The sequence below is a fragment of the Halomonas sp. SCS19 genome, assembly GCF_040147015.1.
Taxonomy (GTDB): Bacteria; Pseudomonadota; Gammaproteobacteria; order Pseudomonadales; family Halomonadaceae; genus Halomonas; species Halomonas litopenaei.
In genome coordinates this window covers 4,241,852-4,263,693 of record NZ_JAMSHN010000001.1, presented here as the reverse complement: position 1 = coordinate 4,263,693, position 21,842 = coordinate 4,241,852, and the positions used below count along the sequence as shown (strand labels likewise).

At 61.3% G+C, this 21,842-nt stretch carries 15 protein-coding genes; 8 read left to right on the top strand and 7 right to left on the bottom strand.

All coding sequences use genetic code 11. The features are described 5' to 3' along the window. The first annotated feature begins 5 nt into the window (after positions 1-5). The 7 genes from NFH97_RS18560 (at position 6) to NFH97_RS18530 (ending at position 8,950) form a co-directional block, all read left to right on the top strand. Complete coding sequence (locus NFH97_RS18560; RefSeq protein ID WP_108133187.1) at positions 6-1,166, top strand: fumarylacetoacetate hydrolase family protein; 1,161 nt, start codon at positions 6-8, stop codon at positions 1,164-1,166. Positions 1,167-1,667: 501 nt separating this feature from the next. After that, the gene (locus tag NFH97_RS18555; RefSeq protein ID WP_349625333.1) at positions 1,668-2,279 is read left to right on the top strand and encodes a cytochrome P460 family protein; all 612 of its coding nucleotides are present in this window, start codon (positions 1,668-1,670) and stop codon (positions 2,277-2,279) included. Positions 2,280-3,022: 743 nt separating this feature from the next. Then, positions 3,023-3,772 carry an SDR family oxidoreductase gene (locus NFH97_RS18550; protein ID WP_108133185.1) on the top strand — a complete coding sequence of 250 codons (750 nt, stop codon included), beginning with the start codon at positions 3,023-3,025 and terminating at the stop codon, positions 3,770-3,772. Positions 3,773-3,955: 183 nt separating this feature from the next. Then, positions 3,956-4,807: a fumarylacetoacetate hydrolase family protein gene (locus tag NFH97_RS18545; protein ID WP_108133184.1), complete on the top strand. Its 852-nt coding sequence runs from the start codon at positions 3,956-3,958 to the stop codon at positions 4,805-4,807. Beyond that, entirely contained in the window at positions 4,804-5,859 is a 1,056-nt protein-coding gene (locus tag NFH97_RS18540; protein ID WP_349625331.1) for a zinc-binding alcohol dehydrogenase family protein, read from the top strand. Before NFH97_RS18545 ends, NFH97_RS18540 begins: the two co-directional genes overlap by 4 nt. A 144-nt stretch (positions 5,860-6,003) precedes the next feature. Continuing rightward, entirely contained in the window at positions 6,004-7,704 is a 1,701-nt protein-coding gene (locus NFH97_RS18535) for a UxaA family hydrolase (protein ID WP_349625330.1), read from the top strand. A 97-nt stretch (positions 7,705-7,801) separates the two neighbouring features. Then, the gene (locus NFH97_RS18530; protein WP_349625329.1) at positions 7,802-8,950 is read left to right on the top strand and encodes a mannitol dehydrogenase family protein; all 1,149 of its coding nucleotides are present in this window, start codon (positions 7,802-7,804) and stop codon (positions 8,948-8,950) included. Between the two features lie 161 nt (positions 8,951-9,111). On the opposite strand, the gene NFH97_RS18525 is transcribed toward NFH97_RS18530, so the two are convergent. The 5 genes from NFH97_RS18525 to NFH97_RS18505 form a co-directional block, all read right to left on the bottom strand. Next, positions 9,112-9,843 carry an FCD domain-containing protein gene (locus NFH97_RS18525; RefSeq protein WP_349625328.1) on the bottom strand — a complete coding sequence of 244 codons (732 nt, stop codon included), beginning with the start codon at positions 9,841-9,843 and terminating at the stop codon, positions 9,112-9,114. Between the two features lie 141 nt (positions 9,844-9,984). Further along, positions 9,985-11,061: an Ldh family oxidoreductase gene (locus tag NFH97_RS18520; RefSeq protein ID WP_349625327.1), complete on the bottom strand. Its 1,077-nt coding sequence runs from the start codon at positions 11,059-11,061 to the stop codon at positions 9,985-9,987. Between the two features lie 105 nt (positions 11,062-11,166). Then, the gene (locus tag NFH97_RS18515; RefSeq protein ID WP_045995039.1) at positions 11,167-12,546 is read right to left on the bottom strand and encodes a TRAP transporter large permease; all 1,380 of its coding nucleotides are present in this window, start codon (positions 12,544-12,546) and stop codon (positions 11,167-11,169) included. Between the two features lie 24 nt (positions 12,547-12,570). Further along, entirely contained in the window at positions 12,571-13,137 is a 567-nt protein-coding gene (locus tag NFH97_RS18510) for a TRAP transporter small permease (RefSeq protein ID WP_108133178.1), read from the bottom strand. 46 nt (positions 13,138-13,183) lie between these two features. Continuing rightward, positions 13,184-14,182: a sialic acid TRAP transporter substrate-binding protein SiaP gene (locus NFH97_RS18505; protein WP_045995038.1), complete on the bottom strand. Its 999-nt coding sequence runs from the start codon at positions 14,180-14,182 to the stop codon at positions 13,184-13,186. Between the two features lie 441 nt (positions 14,183-14,623). Here NFH97_RS18505 and NFH97_RS18500 point away from each other — a divergent pair, with 441 nt between their 5' ends. Further along, the gene (locus NFH97_RS18500) at positions 14,624-16,483 is read left to right on the top strand and encodes a DUF4231 domain-containing protein (RefSeq protein WP_222516435.1); all 1,860 of its coding nucleotides are present in this window, start codon (positions 14,624-14,626) and stop codon (positions 16,481-16,483) included. 250 nt (positions 16,484-16,733) lie between these two features. Here the strand turns inward: NFH97_RS18500 and NFH97_RS18495 are convergent, their stop codons facing one another. Beyond that, positions 16,734-17,402 (bottom strand): hypothetical protein, encoded by a 669-nt coding sequence (locus tag NFH97_RS18495; RefSeq protein WP_213226920.1) that lies wholly within the window; start codon positions 17,400-17,402, stop codon positions 16,734-16,736. A gap of 2 nt (positions 17,403-17,404) precedes the next feature. Continuing rightward, positions 17,405-21,670, bottom strand: a complete 4,266-nt coding sequence (locus NFH97_RS18490; protein ID WP_349625326.1) for an ankyrin repeat domain-containing protein — start codon at positions 21,668-21,670, stop codon at positions 17,405-17,407. Positions 21,671-21,842: the final 172 nt, after the last annotated feature.

The window sequence follows — 21,842 nt, the reverse complement described above, 5'->3', positions numbered from 1 at the left end:
CTAACATGAGTCCCCGCCTTACCGCCCGCGACATCCTGCCCGACGACGCCGACCGTGCCCTGCTGGTCGGCCGAGTGTGGCGCGACGACCAGCAAGGCCCCGTCCTGGTAACCGTTCGCGATGGCCAGCTTATCGACCTGTCGGCCACCATCAATGTCATGGCCGACCTGCTCGAACGCGACGACGCCGCCGAGCTTATCGCCAACGCCGAGGGCGAGTCCCTGGGTAGCCTGGACAGCCTGCTGGAAAATTCCTGCCAGACACCCCAGCGCGCCCCGCACCTGCTCGCGCCCTGCGACGTCCAGGCGATCAAGGCCTGTGGAGTGACCTTCGCGGTCAGCCTGCTGGAACGCGTCATCGAGGAGCAGGCCGGTGGCGACGCCGCCCGCGCCGGCGAGCTGCGCGAGGAACTCAAGCGCGTGATCGGCGGTGACCTGTCGAAGATCCGCCCCGGCTCCGACGAGGCCATGGCGCTCAAGGCCGAGCTTCAGTCCCGTGGCGCCTGGTCCCAGTACATGGAGGTCGGCATCGGTCCCGACGCCGAGGTCTTCACCAAGTCGCAGCCGCTGTCCGCGGTGGGCCAGGGCGCGGCGGTGGGGCTGCACCCGTCATCGCGCTGGAACAACCCCGAGCCCGAGATCGTGCTGGCGGTGGATGCACAAGGCAACGCCCGCGGCGCGACGCTGGGCAATGACGTCAATCTGCGCGATGTCGAAGGACGCAGTGCCCTGCTGCTTGGCAAGGCCAAGGATAACAACGCCTCCTGTGCCATCGGGCCCTTCATTCGCCTGTTCGATGACCACTTCTCGATCGACGACGTGCGCTCGGCCATGGTCAGCCTGCGCATCGAAGGCAACGACGACGACTTCCTGCTCGAGGACCAGAGCGACATGCGCGAGATCAGTCGCGACCCGCTGGACCTGGTGGGCCAGACCATCGGCGCGCATCACCAGTACCCCGATGGCTTCATGCTGTTCCTCGGCACCATGTTCTCGCCGATTCAGGACCGCGACGGGCCCGGCCAGGGCTTTACCCATCACCTGGGTGATGTGGTCACCATCTCGACGCCTAGCCTGGGCGCTCTGGTCAATCGCGTCGAACGCTCCGACCAGCTGCCCCCCTGGACCTACGGTATCCGCGCCTGGCTCGCCCACCAGCGCGGCTGACACCACGCAAGACCCGCACGAACCGACATCTCCCTTCTGCCTCGCCCTCGGCGAGGCTTTTTTGTTTCAGGCCGCCAACTGTGCCATTACGCGCTGCTACTCAAGCATTCGCGCATGCGGTATGCGAGTTCCCGCGCCGGACATGGCGAGTGACATGGGCCTGACATATACCTTCAAGACCCCTCCCGCCGATGTCAGTCAGTGAATCGACATATGACGGTTGTTCTTGCGCAAGGCGCGTTACATCGCGAATGCAAGGTCAGGAACAACGCAAGGTCAGGAACAAGACCGGCAACGTCATCGCTGCAATCGCGCGAGCGAGGGGACCAAGGAACATCGACCATCATCAGACAAGGGCCTCAAGGCCCGGATAAAGGACAGGGAGCAAGCCAAAGGCCACCCAAGAAGCCTGCGCCGCCCTTGCCGTGACTCGTCGCCGTCAGCGCAGCACCCGTGGATGGATGCGTCCAGGTGCGCCTCGGTGACCAAGGAGGACAGACCATGCTCAGGATTTCCCGTCTCACCGCCATCGCCGCCGCCATGGGCGCCAGCCTGATCGCCTTTGACGCGGTCGCCGAGACCTACTTCGAGATCACCGACGGGGAGCTCACGCGCCCCACCGGCTTCCGCGAATGGGTGTTCGTCGGCACCCCGCTCACGCCCAATGACATGAACAACGGCAAGGCGCCGTTCCCCGAGTTCCACGCCGTCTACATCGATCCGGAAAGCTGGGACCACTGGAAGGAAACCGGTGAATTCCGCGATGGCGCCATCATGATCAAGGAGCTGATCAGCGTCGGCAGCAAGCAGGCGGCCAGCGGCAACGGCTACTTCATGGGCGAATACATCGGCCTCGAGGCGACCATCAAGAGCAGCGAGCACTTCCCGAACGAGCCCGGCAACTGGGCCTACTACAGCTTCTCGACGCCGGACCACTCGAGCCTCAAGGAGACTGCGGCGCCCTTCCCCACCGCAGCCTGCAACGCCTGCCACGCGGCGGCGGCTGCCGATGACTTCGTCTTTACCCAGTACTACCCGGTACTGACCGCCGGCAAGGGCGCCGGCGACGACGCCGGTGGCGGCACCCAGTCCCAGCTTGGCAACGACGGCTGATCGCCTGTCTGGCCCCGTTCCGACAGTCCAGGGCCTGAACCATCGGCCAGGGAGTCAGAGTCAGGAACGGGGACCATCTGGAATATGGTGCCTAAAGGTGCCAATGAAAGGTGCCAATGAAAGGTGCTATGTAGAAACGTGCGGTACGTGCACATGCGAACCGCAGCCGGCCGTATAGACATATAAACACCCGATACCCAGTAGCACGAAGGCCGGCAAGACAAGCACCTGGCACCACCGAGCATGAAGCGATGGCGGTGACCCTGCGTCACCCTATGGCCTTGCAGGGTACGTCTACCGGCGAGCCACTGGATTCGCCCCGGAGTCCAGAAGTGGCATAGGGGCTGCCCCGAGAGAAGGATGTCTCTCGGCAGCGATATCCGCCATCCTTCTTGCGTTCCCTGCCCTCCTGGCGGCCCTCCCCGGCCGCCTTTTTTTATGTTCTCGGCGCCCTCTTCCCGCGGACCAGCGATATCCGTCCCAGCTCTTTGCTATCGGCCATATTCCGCTGCCCCGGCTCTCTTGATCCTTTACGACCAAAGTCGGCCCTTGGCGCCAATTGCAATCCAGCCAACCTGCGCCATACTACGGATAACGTCATGCTAGCAGCCTGTCATACCACCTAGCGAAAACCGCGACACGAGCAGGCTTCAGTTAGACGGAGAGCACCAGGCCTTCGTCACTACGACACCTGATGTTTCGCCGCCATAACAACCTCGTCGCCCCTGCCAACAGGAGACATCATGCGTCTGTCAGGAAAGACCGCCTTGATCACCGCCGCCGGCCAGGGCATCGGTCGCGCCACCGTCGAGCGCTTTATCGCCGAGGGCGCGGAGGTCCACGCCACCGACCTCGATCCGGCCAAGCTCGAGGATCTGGCAGATCGCCGGGGTGTCCGCTGCCACACCCTGGATGTGACCGACCCTGCGGCGATCGCCGAGCTGGGGGCGAAGATTCCGACACCGACCATCCTGTTCAACTGTGCCGGTTACGTGCATAGCGGCAGCCTGCTGGAGTGCTCCATCGAGGACTTCGATCGCTCCATGGCGATCAACGTCACCGCCATGTACCACACCATCTCGACCTTTCTTCCCGGTATGCTGGAGGCCGGTGGTGGCAGCATCATCAACATGGCGTCGGTCGCCAGCAGCCTGAAAGGTGTTGCCGGACGCTTTGCCTACGGCACCAGCAAGGCCGCCGTCATCGGTCTGACGCGCTCGGTGGCGGCGGACTACGTGACCCACGGCATCCGCTGCAACGCCATCTGTCCGGGTACCGTGGAGTCGCCCTCCCTGGCGCAGCGTATTCGCGCCCAGGCCGAGGCTCAGGGACAGGACGAAGCCCAGGTGCGCCAGGCCTTCCTCGACCGCCAGCCAATGGGACGCCTGGGCAGGCCAGAGGAGATCGCCGCACTGGCCGTCTATCTGGCCTCCGATGAATCGGCGTATACCACAGGCACCAGCCAGATCATCGACGGTGGCTGGCTGGCGTGAAGACACTGATCGACGGCAATGCCATGACGTCGGCGCGATATAACGTCACCGGCACCAGCCAGATCATCGATGGCGGCTGGCTGGCGTGAAGACACTGATCGACGGCAATGCCATGACGTCGGCGCGATATAACACCATCAATTCAGCAAAAACATCCATCCAATCAACGACAAAGGACACCCCATGAAACTGCTGCGATTCGGCGCCCCCGGCCAGGAAGCTCCCGGTATTCTCGACGCCAACGGACGTGTCCGTGACCTGTCCGGCGTCATCGACGACGTTGCCGGAGAGGCCCTCGGACGTGACAGCCTGGCGCGCATCGCCGGCCTCGACCTGGAAAGCCTGCCCGAGGTCCCCGCCGACACCCGTATCGGCCCCTGCGTCGGCCAGGTCGGCAAGTTCATTTGCATCGGCCTCAACTACGCCGATCACGCCGCAGAGAGTGGCGCCGAGGTGCCGCCGGAGCCGGTGATCTTCAACAAGTGGACCAGCGCCATCTGCGGCCCCGACGACGACGTCATCATTCCCCGCGACTCCTCCAAGACCGACTGGGAGGTCGAACTCGGCGTGGTCATCGGCAAGGGTGGTCGCTATATCGACGAAGCCGACGCCCTCGAGCACGTGGCGGGCTACTGCGTGATCAACGACGTATCTGAGCGGGAATTCCAGCTGGAGCGAAGCGGTACCTGGGACAAGGGCAAGGGTTGCGACACCTTCGGGCCCCTCGGCCCCTGGCTGGTGACCCCGGACGAGGTGGAAGATCCCCAGGCGCTGAACCTGTGGCTCGAGGTCGACGGCAAGCGCTACCAGGACGGCAATACCCGCACCATGGTCTATCAGGTGGCCTACCTGATCAGCTACCTGAGCCGCTTCATGAGCCTGCAGCCTGGTGACGTCATCTCCACCGGCACGCCGCCTGGTGTCGGCCTGGGCCAGAATCCGCCGGTGTTCCTGCGTCCGGGTCAGACCATGCGCCTGGGCATCGAGGGCCTCGGGGTACAGACCCAGAAGGTCGTGGCGGACTCCGACGCATGAGCCAGTCCGACCAGCCAATGACCGTGGCGGTCTGCGTCGAACCAGGGCAGATGGCCCTGGAACAGCGCCCCCGCCCCGAGCTTGCCGGCGGCGAGGCCCTGGTGCGCATTTCGCGCATCGGGGTCTGCGGCACCGATATCCACGCCTTCGGCGGCAACCAGCCCTACTTCGAATACCCCCGGGTGCTGGGGCACGAACTGGCCGGTACGGTGGAGGCCCTTGCCGACGACGTGGACGAGGCGACCCGTGCCCGCCTCGAGCACCAGCCGGTGTACGTGATCCCCTACCTGCACTGTGGCGAGTGTCGTGCCTGCCGACGCGGCAAGACCAACTGCTGTCAGGCGATGCAGGTGATCGGCGTCCATCGCGACGGCGGCATGGCCGAGTGGCTGAAGGTTCCGGTCGATCATCTGGTGGCCTGCCCGGCACTGGAACCAGACGAGTTGGCACTGATCGAGTGCCAGGCCATCGGTGCCCACGCGGTGCGCCGGGCCGCGGTGGATGCGGACGAACTGGTGGCGGTGGTCGGCGCCGGACCCATCGGCATCGGCGTCGCCCAGGTCGCCCGCGCCCGCGGTGCACGGGTACTGCTGCTCGATACCAGCGCCGAACGCCTGGCCTTCTGCCGCGAAGCGCTCGGCTTCGAGCAGACCCTGGTAGTGGGCGAGGACGATCCGCAGGCGCGCCTGGCCAGTCTCAACGACGGCGCCCTGGCCGACGTGGTGTTCGACGCCACCGGCAATCCGAGCGCCATGGAGGCCGGCTTCGGCCTGGCCGGACACGGCGGACGCTACGTGTTGGTCAGCATCGTCAAGTCAGACATTCGCTTTGACGACCCGAGCTTTCACGGCCGCGAACTGACCCTGCTCGCCAGCCGCAACGCCACCCGCGAAGACTTCGACTGCGTCACCGAACTGCTGGAAGAAGGCCGTATCCAGGTGCGCCCGATGATCACCCATCGTGCCAAGCTCGAGGCCCTGCCGGAGACCATGCCGGTGTGGTGCGGCGGCGAGGCCGGCGTGATCAAGGCGATGATTCACCTCGATCGATAAGTCGGCGCCAGGACCAGCGAGCCCCCTTCGACGGGCACCGAACACTCTTTCACCAGGCGGCGTACGGCACCCACCGTCATCTGCTGCACCCGATCACCAGGCCGTCACGATAACAACGTCAACGCCTTTGCCGAGGACCGTCCCATGTCCACACAGTCATCGACCACCACGTCATCGACCACCGCTGCATCGAACAAGGCAGCGTCGTCCAACGCGACCATCGCCAGCGACCAGCCCGCCCAGGAAAGCCTGCGGGTCCATCCTGCCGACAATGTGCGTGTCGCCCTGCGCGACCTGCCCCAGGGGCACCGCATCGACGAGGGTGCCGACACCCTGACGCTGGTGGAAGCCATCCGCCACAAGCACAAGTTCGCCCTCGAGGATCTGGCCGTCGGTGACACCGTCACCATGTACGGCGTCACCGTCGGCCGGGCCACCCGGGCGATCGCCCGTGGCAGCGTGATCCGCACCGACAACCTGGAGCACTTCACCCACTCGGATACCCCGGTCACCCGCCGGGAGCACTGGCAGGCACCGGACGTTTCCGCCTTCGAAGATCACACCTTCGATGGCTTCCATCGTCCGGACGGTGGCGTGGGCACCGCCAACCTGTGGCTGGTGGTGCCGCTGGTGTTCTGCGAGAACCGCAATATCGAGGTGCTTCGCCAGTGTGTGGCGGACGCCCTGGGTGACGACCCCTTCCGCGACTACAAGCGGATGGCACGCCAGATGCTTCATGGCGATAGCCCGAGCCATGTGACCGAGCCTCCCTCCTCGCCCTTTCCCAACGTGGACGGCGTGCGTTTTCTGACCCATACCCTGGGCTGCGGTGGCACCGACGACGATGCCCAGGCGCTGTGTAACCTGCTGGCGGGCTACATCACCCACCCCAACGTGGCCGGCGCCACGGTGCTGAGCCTTGGCTGCCAGAAGGCCCAGATCGCCATGCTCAAGCAGGCGGTGGCAAGCAAGGACCCGCAGGGCCTGCGCCCGGTGCACTACCTCGAGCAACAGGCCAGCACCAGCGAAGACGCCTTGATCGAACAGGCCCTGGGCACCATCTTCGATGGCCTGCGCGAGGCCAACCAGGTAACCCGCCAGCCGGCGCCGCTATCGGCCCTGCGTATCGGGGTGGAGTGCGGCGGGTCCGACGGCTTCTCGGGTCTGTCGGCCAACCCGGTGGTGGGCGGTGTCATCGATCGCCTGGTTGCCCTCGGCGGCAGCGGCATCCTCAGCGAATTTCCCGAGCTCTGCGGAGTCGAGCACGAACTGCTGTCGCGCTGCGTCGACGACGCCACCGCCGAACGTTTCTCGTCGCTGATGCAGGCCTACCAGCGCCACGCCGACGCCGTCGGCGCGAGTTTCTCGATGAACCCCTCGCCGGGCAATATCCGCGATGGTCTGATCACCGATGCCATGAAGTCCGCCGGGGCCGCCAAGAAAGGCGGCGACAGCCCGGTGGTCGAGGTCCTCGACTACACCGAGACCGCCACGCGACCCGGCCTGGCGCTGCTGTGCAGTCCCGGCAACGATGTCGAGTCCACTACCGCTCTGGTCGGCTCCGGCGCCAACCTGGTGATCTTCACCACCGGGCTCGGCACGCCCACGGGTAACCCGGTGGCACCGACCCTCAAGGTCGCCAGCAACTCGGACCTGGCCCGCCGCATGGCGGACATCATCGACTTCGATAGCGGAGCGGTGATCCGGGGCGAGGCCTCCATCGACGAGCTCGCCGATGACCTGCTGGCGCTGTGCATCGAGACCGCGTCTGGGCGCTACACCACCCGCGCCGTGGGGCTGGCCCAGCACGACTTCATTCCCTGGAAGCGTGGGGTGTCCTTGTGAGCGTTCCTGTGAAAGAGCCTGTGAGCGTCCCTGTGAGAGAGCCTGTGAGCGTCCCCGTGAGAGAGCCTGTGAGCTTCGCTTGAGAGAGACTGGCAACATGCAAAACGCAACCACCGTCACCCTGATGCAGTTCGGCATCGGCCGTTTTCTGCTGGCCCACGTCGACCTGTTCGCCAGCCAGGCGCGGGACGAACACGGCAGTGATATCCGTATCATTGCGGTACAGAGCTCGGACCGTGCGGCCGGGCGAACCAAGGCCCACGCCCTGGCCCGGAACCCGGTCTACCCGGTCAGGATGCGCGGCCGACGTGATGGCGAATTGATCGATACCACCCATCAGGTCGACAGCATCACCACCGCGCTGGTTGCCAGCGAAGCCTGGGCCGAAGTGGAGCGGCGTTTTCGCGATGAGGTAACTCACGTGGTCTCCAACACCTCCGAGGCGGGCTATCAGGTCCCGGCGGGCGATGGCCCACGGCGGGACTGCCCCGAGAGCTTCCCCGCCAAGCTGACGCACCTGTTGAAGACACGCTTCGACGCCGGCCGTCCCGGCGTCACCCTGCTGCCATGCGAGCTTCTGACCGACAACGCCCTCAAGCTCAAGGACGTCATCCTGGAATTGGCACAGGCCCACTACGACGACGATGGCTTCATGGCATGGCTCGAGCGGGACTGCGTGTGGGCGGTGACCCTGGTGGACCGCATCGTCTCCGCCGAGCTGGATCCGGTGGGCGCCGTCGCCGAGCCCTATGGCCTCTGGGCGATTCAGCAAACGCCCGGGCTGGTGATGCCGTTCTCCCACCCGGACGTACATCTGGTCGACGATATCCGTCCCTTCGAGCGGCGCAAGCTGCACCTCTTGAACCTGGCTCATACCTGGCTGGTCGCTCGCGTCCTGGATCTCGGTCTCGGCGAGGAAGTGACACTGGTTCGCCAGGCGATAGACGACCCCCGCCTGGGAGACGAACTGGAGAAGATGCTGCGCCAGGAGGTGGTGCCGGTGCTCGATCAGGAACTTCCGGGCATGGAACTCGAGGACTACGTCGACAGCATTCTGGATCGTTTCCGCAATCCATGGCTGGACCACCGACTGGGAGATATCGCCCAGAATCATCCCCAGAAGCTGGAGCGAAGGCTGGCGCCGGTGGTACAGATGGCCGCCCGCCAGGGTCGGGACGTACCACGCCTGGCCAGCGCTTTCCCCTCGACGGCTTCCGCGTCGACCTCGTCCCTGTCCTCGACCTGACAACGTCCTGGGCAAACTGGCGGATCACTCAAACAAGGCACCCTTCAATAACACGCCGCCGCCGGATGTCATCCGGCGGCGGCGTATGGCTTCGGCTCACGCCCTTGGCCCAAGGCCGTTCTCGTTGCCCGGTGCAGCACGGGTGCTTCCGCTCCCTCAGCTCAGGCGTCGTCCTGGCGACTCTTGAGGCGTTGCTTGAGCTGCATATAGGTGCCGTAGTGACGATCGAGGTGCCGTCGCATGGCGGCCTCGGCGGCTTCCGGGTCCCGGGCGGCGATGGCCTCGACGATCTCGGTGTGGGCCTCCAGGGCAGCCAGGTCCTCCCCGGGCTGCTGCAGCGCCAGGGCGCGACGGTCATCGAGCCACTCGGATAGTGCCTGATGGATGGCGTCGTAGATGGGGTTGTGCCCGATACTCGCCAGGACGCCATGAAAGTCGTTATCGGCCCGCTTGACGGCGGCATCATCGCCGATCACCGAACGCTGATGCGCCAGAGCGTCACGCAACGCCTGGATCTCCTCATCGCTTGCGTGCAGCGCCGCCTGACGGGCCAGCGCGACCTCGAAAAGCGCCCGGGCCTCCTGAAAGTACTGCTGCCCTTCGGGTTTGGCCAACAACTGCCGGGTGACCCCGGACAGCCTCGCCATCACGGCCTCGGCGGTGGGCCGGATAACCCGTGCCCGAGTGCCGCTGTTTATCGCGATCAAGCCTAGCTGCTGCAGGTAGAACAGCGCCTCCCGCACGGCCGGGCGCCCGACCCCGAACTGCTCCATCAATTCACGTTCGGACGGCAATTGATCATTCTCGCCCAGCCGCCCTTCGAGGATTTCAGCCTCCAGTTGTTCGGCCACCTGCTCGGACAGCGTCTTGCGCTCCACCCGATATTTGCTCATCGACGCGGGTCTCCCTCGATCCATCACCCGGAGCGTCTCCGGGACACGGCGCACATGGTACTGCAAGGCGCACCCCCTGGGCAGCAAGGCGTCACTGCGGCACACTCGCCCCGGGCCAGGCCAAACCTCGACGGCGCTCGATCAATGCTCGGTCAGCGCCGTCAGCGCAAAGCGCTCGGCGATCTGGCGATACTGATCGAGCTGGGCATGGTCCAGGGGAATGCCGGTCTGCTTGCGCTCGTCGCGGGTCTGCCACTCGCGATCCCCCGGCGCCAGCACCCGCTGACCCTCTACCGGCGTCATCTCGCGCAGATCCTTGAGGTACTCGGCCAGGCGACGCTCGAAGGCGCTGCGCTCCTCGAAGGCGCCCGGGTCCATCACCAGAAAGAAGTGGCCGACGCCGCGGGGAGTCGACATGTCCGGCCCGCCCATCGGCAGCAGGCGAAAACCGTGGACCATGTTGGCCAGGGTCGAACTCAGCACCTCGACCATGCCGCCAAGCCCGGCCCCCTTGAAACCGAAGCCGGCGCCACCTACCGGCAACAAGGCGCTGACCTGGCGGGCGTCGGTGGTCGTGCTGCCGTCGCTGGTCGCGGCGATGTCCGCCGGCAAGGGCCGTCCGATGGCCGCATACTGCTTCACCCGATTCATGGGCACCGAGCTGGTGGCCATGTCCAGCAGATACGGATCCTCGCCGGCCACCGGTGCAGCGAAGGCGATCGGATTGGTGCCGTGGAAGGCCCGCTGGCTACCGTGGAGCAGGACGAACGGATCGGAATTGCAAAAGGCCATGCCGAGCATGCCCTGCTCTGCCGCGGCGAGGGCGTAGCAGCCGGCGGCACCGAAGTGCGACGAGTTGCCGACCGCCACCGCACCGATGCCGACCTCCCGGGCCATGCTGACGGCATGATCGATGGCCCGATACCCGGCCAGGTGGCCGAAGCCATCATCGGCGTCCAGTACCGCAGTGCCGGCCAGACGCTGCTTGATGCTCGGCGTCGGGCTGCCCTTGATCCGCCCGCCTTGCAGGGCGTTGAGGTAGTGCGGCAATAGCCTCAGGCCGTGGCTGTCGGTGCCCATCAGCGAGGCCGTGACCAACGCCTTGGCCACCGCTTCCCGGGAGGCCTGATCGGCGCCGGCAGCCGCCAGCGCCTGTTCGATAAAGCGATGCAGATCCTTGTAATCGACCCGACAGGCCTCGTATTGACTGGCACTCATGGGGATTCCTTGTGAGGGGGATAAGGGCCGCAAGGCGCGCGCCGATCGCTCGGCGCCGCCTTGACTCGGCCATACCGCGTCACCGCCGCAGCGGCGACCCGGGACTCAGCGGTAGACCAGCGTCGGCAACCACAGCGAAATCGCCGGAATGAAGGTCACCAGCAACAGCGCCACCACCAGAGGGATCAGGAAAGGCAGGGTGCCGCGCATGCACTTCTCGAAGGAGATATGCGACACCCGCGACAGCACGTAGAGCACCATGCCCACCGGCGGGGTCAACAGGCCGATCATCAGGTTGAGCACCATGATCACACCAAAGTGCACCGGGTCCACCCCGGAGGCCACCGCTACCGGCAGCAGCACCGGCACCAGGATGGTAATGGCGGCGATGGTCTCCATGAAGCAGCCCACCACGATCAGCACCAGATTGATGATCAGGAGCACGGCGATGGGATTGTCCTGGAAGGGTCCCAGCAGCCCCATGACGTGCTGGGTGACCTGGTTGCTGGTCAGGATCCAGGCGAAGATCGAGGCGCCGGCAACGATGAACAGGATCACCGCGGTGGTCTCGATGGTTTCCATGCTGACCTTCAACAGTCGCCGCCAGGTCAGGGTACGGTAGACCAGTCCCCCCAGAATCAGCGCATAGACCACCGCCGCGATCGCCGCCTCGGTCGGGGTAAAGGCACCGGTGACGATGCCGCCGACGATGATCACCGGGGTCAGCAGCGACAGGAAGGCCCGCGAGAACGTCTTGCCCAGCACCGAGACCGAGAACCGCGCGTCACGCTTGTAGCCGCGACGCCGCGACAGCCAGGTGATCATCACCATCAGCGTCAGACCCATCAGCAGGCCCGGCACCAGGCCGGCGGCGAACAACTGCCCCACCGAGACCGACGCCATCACCCCGTAGATCACCATGGGCAGGCTTGGCGGAATGATCGGGCCGATGGTCGAGGACGCTGCGGTGATGCCTACGGCAAACTCCTGATCATAGCCGGCGTCGCGCATGGCCTTGATCTCGATGGTGCCGAGGCCACCGGCATCGGCCACGGCGGCACCGGACATCCCCGAGAAGACGATGCTGGCACCGACGTTGACGTGGCCCAAGCCCCCACGCATCCAGCCCATCAGCGCCTTGGCGAAGTCAAAGATGCGGGTGGTGATGCCGCCGTTGTTCATCAGGTTGCCGGCGAGGATAAAGAAAGGGATCGCCAGCAGCGGGAAGCTGTCGATGCCATTGACCATGCGGTGCACCACGACCACGTCGGGCACGCGTCCTGTCAGCAGAACGTACATCAGGCAAGAGCCGGCCAGGCTGATGGCGATGGGCACCCCGCAGACCAGCAGGGTGAACAGGGCGGCAAACAGAAACGAAAGGTAGTTCTCGAAAAACGCCAGCGCGATGCAGCCGACGACCGCCAGTGCCGCCACCACCGGGGGCACTGGCGATCCGCGCCGGGCACTGATCATTGCTTCAGTCATGGGGTTGTTCCTTGTTCGAGGCGCTCAGTCGTCTTCATCGCGACACATCAATTCACTCTCGCCGGTGCGCCAGTGACGCACCGCCAGTTGGATCGAGCGCACCAGCATCAGCACCACCCCGAAGAGCACCACGTAATAGAGCAGACTCTTGGGCAGGTCCACCGACACCATCATCGAGTTGGTGCGCTGGGCCAGCTGCCAGGTGATCCAGGCCAGCATGCCGAGAAAGGCGATACGCACCAGATCCACCAGGGTCCACATGACCCGGGCGGTGGGCTCCGACAGGTAGCGATAGAAGAATTCCACGGCGATATGCGAGCCCTTGCGGGCGGCCATGGCGCTGCCGAGAAAACCCACCGCTACCAGCAGGTAGCGGGCGATCTCCTCGGTCCAGGCGATGGAGTTGCCGAGCACGTAGCGACTGAAGAACTGAACAAAGACGTCCAACGCCAGCAGCCAGAAGACCACCAGCGTCAGATAGTCCTCGATGCCGTAGTCACCCGGTCGGATCCGGTCGTCGTCATCGGGCACCTCGAAGGCGCTGGTGGTCTCGTGTTCGACGCCAGGGTCACTCACGTCAGATCGGGTCATGAAGGATCTCCCGAGGGAGGGCGCACGGCGCCCTCCCCTCCGTCGTTTACTGGCCGATAGCCTGGAGGCGATCGTAGGTTTCCTGGTCCCAGGTCGCCGCGTCACCGTTGTGAGCCGGCATCACCGCCTCGCGGAACGGTGCGGTGTCGACCTCGTTGACGGTGACGCCCTGCTCCTCGAACCAGGCCACCAGGTCCTGCTCCTGCTGCACGATGTCGGCGGTGATCTTCTCGCCGGCCTCTTCATAGACGTCGCGGAAGATCTGCCGATCCTCTTCGGACAGGCGATTCCACAGCGGACCGCCGGCAATCGTGATCAGGGAGTCGGTGATATGACCGGTCAGGTTGATGACGTCCTGCACCTCGTAGAAGGCCTTGGCCTTGATCGTGGGCAGCGGGTTTTCCTGGGCGTCGACGACACCCTGCTGCAGGGCCAGATAGACCTCGGCGAAGGCGATCGGCGTGGGATTGGCGTCGACCTGCTCGGGGAACATCATGTACATCGGCGCGTTGGGGACGCGGATCTTCAGGTCCTGCATGTCCTCCGGCGTATTGATCGGCTCGTTGGACGTGGTGTGGCGCTTGCCGTAGTAGTTCATCGCCAGCGGCACGTTGCCGGTGGCGTCCTCATAGCCCTGGGCGATCTCGGCGAACAGGTCGCTGTCGACGTAGGCCTGCCAGTGATCGAAGTCACGGAACATGTAGGGCGCACCGGCGATGCCGATGGGACCGTAAGAACGGCCGGCGAACTGATTGCCGGTAAAGATGAGGTCGACGGTGCCGAGGCTCAGCCCCTCGTTGATGTCGGCTTCCTTGCCCAGTGAAGAGGCTGGGTGCACCTCCACCGAGTAGCGGCCATCGGTGCGTTTCTCGATCTCTTCGCCGGCCCAGACGGCCCACTCGTGGTAAGGCTCCGAGGTCTCGTAGACGTGGGCGAAGGTCAGCGTTTCCGCCTGGGCGGCCGCCGACAGGCTGACGCCGACCATGGCGGCGATCAGGCTACGACGAATGAAGCGGGCGGGCGGCTGGCAGTGATTGGGGCGCATCTTGTTGTTCTCCCGGGCTCTTGTGGCGTGTGGAGTGTGCAAGGTGGATGCACGCAATCGAATCGACAGGCTCCATGCCTGGGCGACTGTATACGTGTCATACCACCGAGACTGAATCTAGTTGTCCCCACTGGCCCATGCAAGGAAGTGACGACGAGACTTTGGTCGATGCTCCACCAACGTCGACCATGAAGAGGCACCAGTGCAAGGGAGCTTTGCAGGCGTGTGCGGAAGATCATGGCGCCTACCCACAGGACCTGGGACTTATCCTGCATCGCCCTGACATCACCGGCCTGAGCCTGGTCCCGCAGACGCTCGCCCTGGACGCCAGCAGCCTGCCGTCAGACTCGCTGGCCGGCGAAACGAGGCGACCTCACCTATGCTCCAGTAAGCCACGACGCGATCCCCAGAGGATCCCTTCGACGAGCCCGGAGACACGCCGTGACCGACAATGCCTATCTTGCCCCTCGACTCACCCTGCGCGTGGGCGTGACCGGGCACCGCCCCAAGGACCTGGCGGAGGCCGACCATGATGCGCTGGGCAAGGCGGCTCAGGACATACTCGAACGCCTCGCCACCGAGACGCGCCGGCTGGGAGCACAGGCCGAACCCGGCCTCTATGCCGATGAGCCTGCCTGCATGCGACTGGCCAGCGCCATCGCCGAGGGAGCCGACCGGCTGGTCGCCGAGGCGGCGGCCTCACGTGGCTACGAGATCAACCTGATCCTGCCCTTTCGACGTCGGCAATACGCCGACGACTTCAATGGCGACGCCCTGGCCGACTACTGGCGCTGGTTCGAGCATCCGGCGGTGACCAGCTGTACCGAACTCGACCTCGGCGAGCCCGGCGATCAGCGGGAAGCCGGCTACGAGGCGGCCGGCCATCTGGTGCTGGCGCATTCCGACGTATTACTGGCGGTATGGGACGGCAAGCCCTCCCGAGGGCGTGGAGGTACCGCCGAGATCATCGACGAGGCACGCCTGCGTGGCCTGATCACACTGTGGCTCGACCTGCAGGGCCAGTTGCACCTGTGGGTCCCCCGAGAGCACGTCGTCGAGCCCCTGGAAGACGGCGACTGGAAAGCCCTGACGCCAGGTGACATCAGCCAGCTACTGAACGACCGACTCGAACAGCTGCTGTTGCTGGGCCGCGGCCCCGACGACGCCAGCTGCCCGCTCAAGGGCCTTGGCGACTTTGCCCGCCAGACCCTACGGCCGCGCACCCGTCACTGTGTTCATGAGTGGCTGCGTGCCCTGCTGGTACGCGACATACCCTTCGCCGCATCGGTCGACCTGGGGCTTGAACGTGAACGCAGCGGAGCCTGGAAGGAAACACTCAGAGCCGCACACCATCTTGGCGGTGATAGCTACGAGGCGACCCTGGACCAGCGCCTGCGACAACGCTGGATCGCCGCAGATAATCGCGCCATCGACTACGCTCACCGCTTTCGCAGCGCCTACACCACCAACTTCCTGCTGGCAGCGCTCGCCGTGCTGGTGGGTCTGCTGGCGGTGCTGGCGTGGGACAGCAAGGGCGTCAAGGCGCTGCTGGTCAGCATGGAGCTTGCGATCATCGCCAGCATCCTGCTCATCACCTGGCTCGGGCGTCGTGGGCAGTGGCAGAGCCGCTGGCTGGCCTACCGCAGCCTGGCCGAGGCGATCCGCCCGGCACGGCTATCGCTGCTGATCGGTACCTCACCCGTCGGCGCCGCCGAGCCGCCGGTGGACAACGGTCGCTTCGACTGGATTCCCTGGTACGTGCGCTGCTCACTGCGGGAAATCGGCCCACCCGACGCCGTCGTCTCCGGTGATAGCCTCAGGCGGGCCCTGGACGTGGCCCTGCACGAAGAGATCGACGGCCAGATCGGCTATCACCAAAAAACCGCCGAGCGCCTGGAGACTCAGGACGATCGCCTCGAGTACCTGGCGAAGGGGGCGCTCTGGCTGACGCTGGCCAGTGGCGTCCTGTATCTGGTGTGCTATCTGGTCTACCTCAACGGTCCGGCACTTCCGGCGGAGCTCTACAAGCCCGTAGCCACCCTGCTCGGCGGCTTTCTGCCGGTGCTGGGCGCGGCCATCTTCGGCATCCGCGCCACCGGCGATCTACGTGCCGCCGCTCAGCAGTCCCGGCGCATGAGTCAACGCCTGAAGCGCCTGGGCAGCAAGCTGACCTCTCGCCTGAACACACCGGAGCGCCCCGTGGTCCGTCGTCTGCTCGGTCAGCTGCAGCTGACGATGGCCGACGACCTCAAGGTCTGGAGCATGATCTACAGCGAGCGGGAGCTGGTGCCCGGGTTCTAGGACTTGTCTGAAAAGTGCCTGCACTCGGTAATACGGCGTTAAAAATCGGCTGGTGCGCCAGCCCGGTCAAAATGCTCATTTACACCCCGTAAACTGCGCTTTCTCACCGATTTTTGCCTTGTCTAACCTTCGCTCGTCGACTTTTCGGACAGCGCCTAGGCACGAGTTCTAGCCCTCGCTTCCAGCACCTTGAGGCTTTTCAGTGGCGGGCACCCACTTTGCGGCGCTCCGCCACTCCTGAACCGTCAATTCAATGAACGGTCGGCACTACCTTCAGCGGAAAGTTGCAAGCGACCGGCAGTTTCTCGATCAATGGGTCGTCATTGATCATCTCGATGTTTCCGCGAAAAAATACTTTCATATCAGCAGCGAACAGCGCGTTTCCGTAAAAGATCAGAGTGGACAGCAAAAAACTGCTGGTCGCCTCATCGGATCGATGGAGACGGGGAGGCCGGTAGAGCGCATCTGGAGTCGGACCTTCCCCTCGCCCTTCCTTGGTGGCTGACCAGAAGTCCGCTGGCAGCAGGGGATCGTCTTTGCGCTCTAGCACATAGAAGGGCCCGGCATCGCCTCGAACAAAGAAGCAGAAAAATGACAGATAGTCCGCCACATTTGCCTCGTCAAGACGCAGGCTGGCCTCGGCATTGGCTTGATGAATCGGTGCCGAATCTCCGTTCAGCCTGAGCCTCGCACCACCCGCATGCTCCAGAAAGCAGACTCTTGTCTGGTCTTTCCAGTCGTCACAGACAAGGCTTAGCAGAAACATGTCATCATAAAATGGTAACTGCCTTCGCCAACAGGTAATTTGTGAGTCACGCCAAGGCAAAAGATCGATAGGCGCCTCCTTCTCCAGGATACTGTCAACGATATCTGAGCCAACCTTCTTCCATGAGTCCTCATTACAGAACAATAGCGACATTATTATGTTCCTCTAGACCTTGGATATTTCATCATGGATTCGATAACATCAATGCAGCTCTCTGGCGCGAGGTCTGTCAACCTCCTCCCATACTCATCGACGAGGTCATCGACCTCGATTTCACTCAGTTTCTCAAGTTCCACTCGCAGCGCCTCGACGTTACCTCGCCTTGCCAGATCGGCCAATTCCTCGAACAGGGATTTAGCCTCATGCAATTCATCATTCTGCTCCACGGGAAGGTCGACAGGATCAGGAGCGCGTTCAAATTCGTGCTGCAATGTCTCAGGCGCAAGATCACCCGGCGTCAACCCCCATTCGTCGGTCGGTGCCTCCTTGTCGCAAGCCTCCACCAGTTGTTGATAGGCAATGAGGTCTCCATACATGGCAGCGGTATGCAGCAACGTACGTTTGGTATTTTTTTGCTTATAGAGAGGGCGCGCGCCCATTTCCAACAGCACCGATAAATAGCGTGATGTTTGACCGGTGCGGATAGTGGCTATGACCGCCTGATTCAATAGATGGCTAAACCCGCCTTTACCGGGATGTTCTTTCTCTTTCCATTTATCAACGATCAGATCGAATATACAGGATGATCTCGCGTAGATCGCCGCGACAAGGCCATTGGACCTTACGCCATACCTTTCCCAAGGGTCAAATTTAGACAGCTTCATAAGTCTAACGGCAATATCACCCATTCCATGTTGAATCAGCAATTCCAATGAAAGTTGTTTATTCTCTCCCGAAGCTCCATCCGTGACCTCTCCTCCTGCCAGAAGAGATTCGACCCCCCTTCGATCACCCGTCGTGATCATATGGTTGAATACCGAACTACCGTCTGGCAATGCCCCTACTATCTTCGTCATAAGATACCGCCGAACGAGCGGAAGGAACTTTGCTCTTTCCAAGACATGGATGCCATCTTCTGTTCTTATGCTAAAATCTATATCTGGACATGAATCCAACAAAGCCTTTACAGTACGCAATGCCGCTTGTCGTGAGGCTCTGGTTTCGGGTTCCTTGTTTACATCCTGACCTGACGCTACTCTTTTCTCCGTGTAAAATTCTCGATTCGCACCTGCCAAGGCATAATGCAATGCGGTCCAATCCTTCTCTTGAATGTTGACCGCATTACTGTTCTGTCGATTGACATCACAGGCCGGAGCGAGCAAGGCAACCACCGCCGCATGACGATTTTCGGCGGCAAGCATCAAAGGCGTTTTCCCCGCTTTATTCTTGGCCTCGAACTGGCCGCTAAAGCTCGGGAATCTCTTTATTCTTTCAACAACTTTAATAGATCCATGTGCCGCTGCCATATGAAGCACGGTATCATCAAAGTTTGAAATAGCATTAATGGGCAAACAGTGACAAAAAATCTCGAAAGTGTCAGTCTTGTCTGTCATGGCTGCGTAATGCAACGGTGTAAAACCCTTGCGATCACGAAGCTTTTCAGGATCGAATCCCTGAATGCTCATGAGTCGTTTACAGATTCTTGATGCCCCCCTCAGAGCGGCAATATGAAGCATCGTCGTACCATCCGGCCCTGAAAGACTGTCCCACCCCGCATTTTCATAATTGGGTAAAAGTAACTCAAAGATATCCAGATTTTTTTGCCATATGGGGGCCGCTATTGTCGGCCATCCATTCACGTCAGTATTTAATGGATGGTGATCATGTCTTAGCAACATCCTGACAGTGCTGCTACTCGTCCAGGCGGCGGCATCCAGTGCCTTTCGCCCTTTCCACGATCGGCATTCTATACATTCTGGGCACCTTCGTATAAATTCTTCCAGGGTGTCGTCCATTCCGTACATTGCTGCGATATGTGCGTAAGTTGCAAAGACCTTCCCGCCCCTTTCGACCGGCGTCTTTGGCGCATCACTTCTGGACAGAAGCGATTGGCAGTAGTTCTTCAATGCACGATCTTCTTCCGTCATATCATCATCTAAGATAAACGGCCAGTATCGTATATAACCGTATAGAACAACAGCGGCTTCATGAATGGATTCACGATCTTGCGGATTTTTTTTATCTCCTCGGGTTTCCCGCCAGGTCAGTGAATCCCTACGAAACCGCCTGTCCAGTTCAAGTTCGTCTGCATAGCTTTTCAGCCATTCGTTTGCCAGCGGCCATTGCCGGATAACTGACTGATGAATGAAGCGTTTCAGACCGTTGCTTTCATTGACGACGAGTCTGACATCTGCGAGCGCCTTGATCCTGTCGCGAAAATCCCTGCTACCTCCGTCGCCCACGGCGCGCAGCGTTATTGATTCTTCGACGGAGTTCGATAGGCCGACAAGTGGTTTGAACAGGAAATTCAGGTCAGCGAGTCGCTGAACCTTCTCATCTTCTACCAACTCGGCGTTAAAAGACTTGGCTTCACCGGGCAATGCCTGCTCAACCAACAGCCCAACTTCATTGTCAAGGTCCAGGTAATCCTTTACTTCCTCATAGCTAATAAAGTGGTCCGCACCGTGAAATCGGCTCCACAATGACGGAGACGCTCCGCCTTCATTTTCGGTGTTTTTTTGCTCGACCAACCCGGCTCCGACCAACGACTGCGCCCTTTCATAAAGTTGCTCAAGCAGCAGCGATAGCAAAGGAAGTGGTGACGATAGATGGCCATGCTTCTGATTGTAGTTTCCAAACGAATCAATCAGGCTCCGTGTTATTTTTCCATCCAACTGAATATCTGGAAGAAACGGGCTCTCTATGACTTCCGTCAGGAATTCGTCACCGCTTGATAAACGGATAGTCGCTCCGGGCTTCAAAAATACCGTCGGAATTGATATTAAACTGGGTGAATGACTAATGTTCGCTTCAGAATCAAGATAGTCTACTTTCAATTTCTCGATGGTGTAGAGGCAACAGACCACTCCGCGCTTCGTTGCCTCTTCGATAAAAGCCAGAAAAGGACCCCAAAAATCAGCATAAGGCCGCCTTTCCGCATTTGCCAGATCATCGACAATTTCTTCAAACTGATCCAGCCCAACGACCAGAGGTTTTCCGCCAAAATTATGTTTAATCGCCTCTTCGATAATATTCGTCACTACCGTTGGTGCTCTAGGCCCCACAAGGCGTCCCTCAAGTCTCGCTTCCGCAAGCTGTCCTCCAAATAACGGGTATCTGATTGTGACCTGGTCCAGGAATTTCTCAAGCACGTTGGCATCGGGGCGACCCGTACTATCATGAAGATCGCCTGGGCGTACCGCTACGACAGGAAAAGGGTTCCTCCTGTCCTTTCCGTTGCCTGCCAGTTCCGCCAGTAGCCCTCGACGGAGAAAAGAAGACTTGCCGCAACCACTTTCTCCTACAATGCGAACCGAATAGGCTCTACCATCGTCTAAAAAACATCTAATCTTTAATGCCTCATCGACGGCCCTATGGCTTCTACCCGGCAGTGGACAAGGATCATCCATATCATAGTAGTCCAGTCCTCGATAGGGATTTTCAAATGATGCTGACTCGGGGGTCAATCGCTTGACGAATTTGCTGATTTCCCCACCAGCCTCATCAAAGCTTTGAAAACAATGTAGAGGAAGACTTCTTTCAGAAAATGCCTTGATAAAATTGATCAAAGCACCAGTCTGAACCATATAAACATCTTTTGTCCACTTAATCTGCTTTTCATGATCATCTGTTTTATCGAGTATTTCCTTACTTTCTTCGCTGTACCAACTTCTACCATTAAGGCACACTCCTTCATCTTTGTCGCAGGATACAGGAGAATCACTAAAATAACAGACAAATAGTCGGCTTATTTCTTCATTTGGCTTGTCTTTAAAACTCTGCCAAGCGTCGAGAACCTCAAAGACAGGACCTGTGAGCGGATACCACCCTTGATCTACGAGATCTTGTTGCTCTTTGGGTTCGGAAGGCCAATCACCCGGCATTTTGAGTCGGTAGCGATATACATTATTGGTCTCTGTCCATAACGTAAAATCAGGCATGGGCTGGCACTGGAAATTCGATAACGGTTCACCAATCCTTTCGCCAAGCAGACAGATAACGCCTATACATCGCGGATCGGAGGGACGTAGAATATTTTCCTGATAGGTCTTTAGTTGATCAATCCCCTGTTCCTCGATCCAGGTTCGCCATTCCATAGCTTCGATAAAATTATGCCGCGCCGCCCGCTGCAGTTTCGCACTGGACGTGTCGCGCACCCTTTCCATATAGTCTTTCATATCTCGGGAATAAGAAATGAAAAGCTGATCGTTATCCGCCCGAGAACGTCCTGCCTCTCTCGGCATGATGTTTTGAATTGGCATACCTCCTCCTTCCCGATTTTTTGCCATCTTATATCTGTCGCCATACACTTCAGAACAAAATACATTCTAGAATGCGACTGTTGTAACAAATCTTCCTGTTGGAAATTTTGTATTTCCTCTCTTTCTTGTCGACACCACCCATCAATCATGGCTCGCTAAACACACACGAGCC

Coding starts and splice junctions, on each gene's coding strand:
- NFH97_RS18560 (WP_108133187.1), top strand. CDS start 6: ATGAGTCCCCGCCTTACCGCCCGCGACATCCTGCCCGACGACGCCGAC.
- NFH97_RS18530 (WP_349625329.1), top strand. CDS start 7,802: ATGCAAAACGCAACCACCGTCACCCTGATGCAGTTCGGCATCGGCCGT.
- NFH97_RS18495 (WP_213226920.1), bottom strand. CDS start 17,402: ATGTCGCTATTGTTCTGTAATGAGGACTCATGGAAGAAGGTTGGCTCA.
- NFH97_RS18515 (WP_045995039.1), bottom strand. CDS start 12,546: ATGACTGAAGCAATGATCAGTGCCCGGCGCGGATCGCCAGTGCCCCCG.
- NFH97_RS18510 (WP_108133178.1), bottom strand. CDS start 13,137: ATGACCCGATCTGACGTGAGTGACCCTGGCGTCGAACACGAGACCACC.
- NFH97_RS18550 (WP_108133185.1), top strand. CDS start 3,023: ATGCGTCTGTCAGGAAAGACCGCCTTGATCACCGCCGCCGGCCAGGGC.
- NFH97_RS18535 (WP_349625330.1), top strand. CDS start 6,004: ATGTCCACACAGTCATCGACCACCACGTCATCGACCACCGCTGCATCG.
- NFH97_RS18555 (WP_349625333.1), top strand. CDS start 1,668: ATGCTCAGGATTTCCCGTCTCACCGCCATCGCCGCCGCCATGGGCGCC.
- NFH97_RS18490 (WP_349625326.1), bottom strand. CDS start 21,670: ATGCCAATTCAAAACATCATGCCGAGAGAGGCAGGACGTTCTCGGGCG.
- NFH97_RS18545 (WP_108133184.1), top strand. CDS start 3,956: ATGAAACTGCTGCGATTCGGCGCCCCCGGCCAGGAAGCTCCCGGTATT.
- NFH97_RS18525 (WP_349625328.1), bottom strand. CDS start 9,843: ATGAGCAAATATCGGGTGGAGCGCAAGACGCTGTCCGAGCAGGTGGCC.
- NFH97_RS18520 (WP_349625327.1), bottom strand. CDS start 11,061: ATGAGTGCCAGTCAATACGAGGCCTGTCGGGTCGATTACAAGGATCTG.
- NFH97_RS18505 (WP_045995038.1), bottom strand. CDS start 14,182: ATGCGCCCCAATCACTGCCAGCCGCCCGCCCGCTTCATTCGTCGTAGC.
- NFH97_RS18540 (WP_349625331.1), top strand. CDS start 4,804: ATGAGCCAGTCCGACCAGCCAATGACCGTGGCGGTCTGCGTCGAACCA.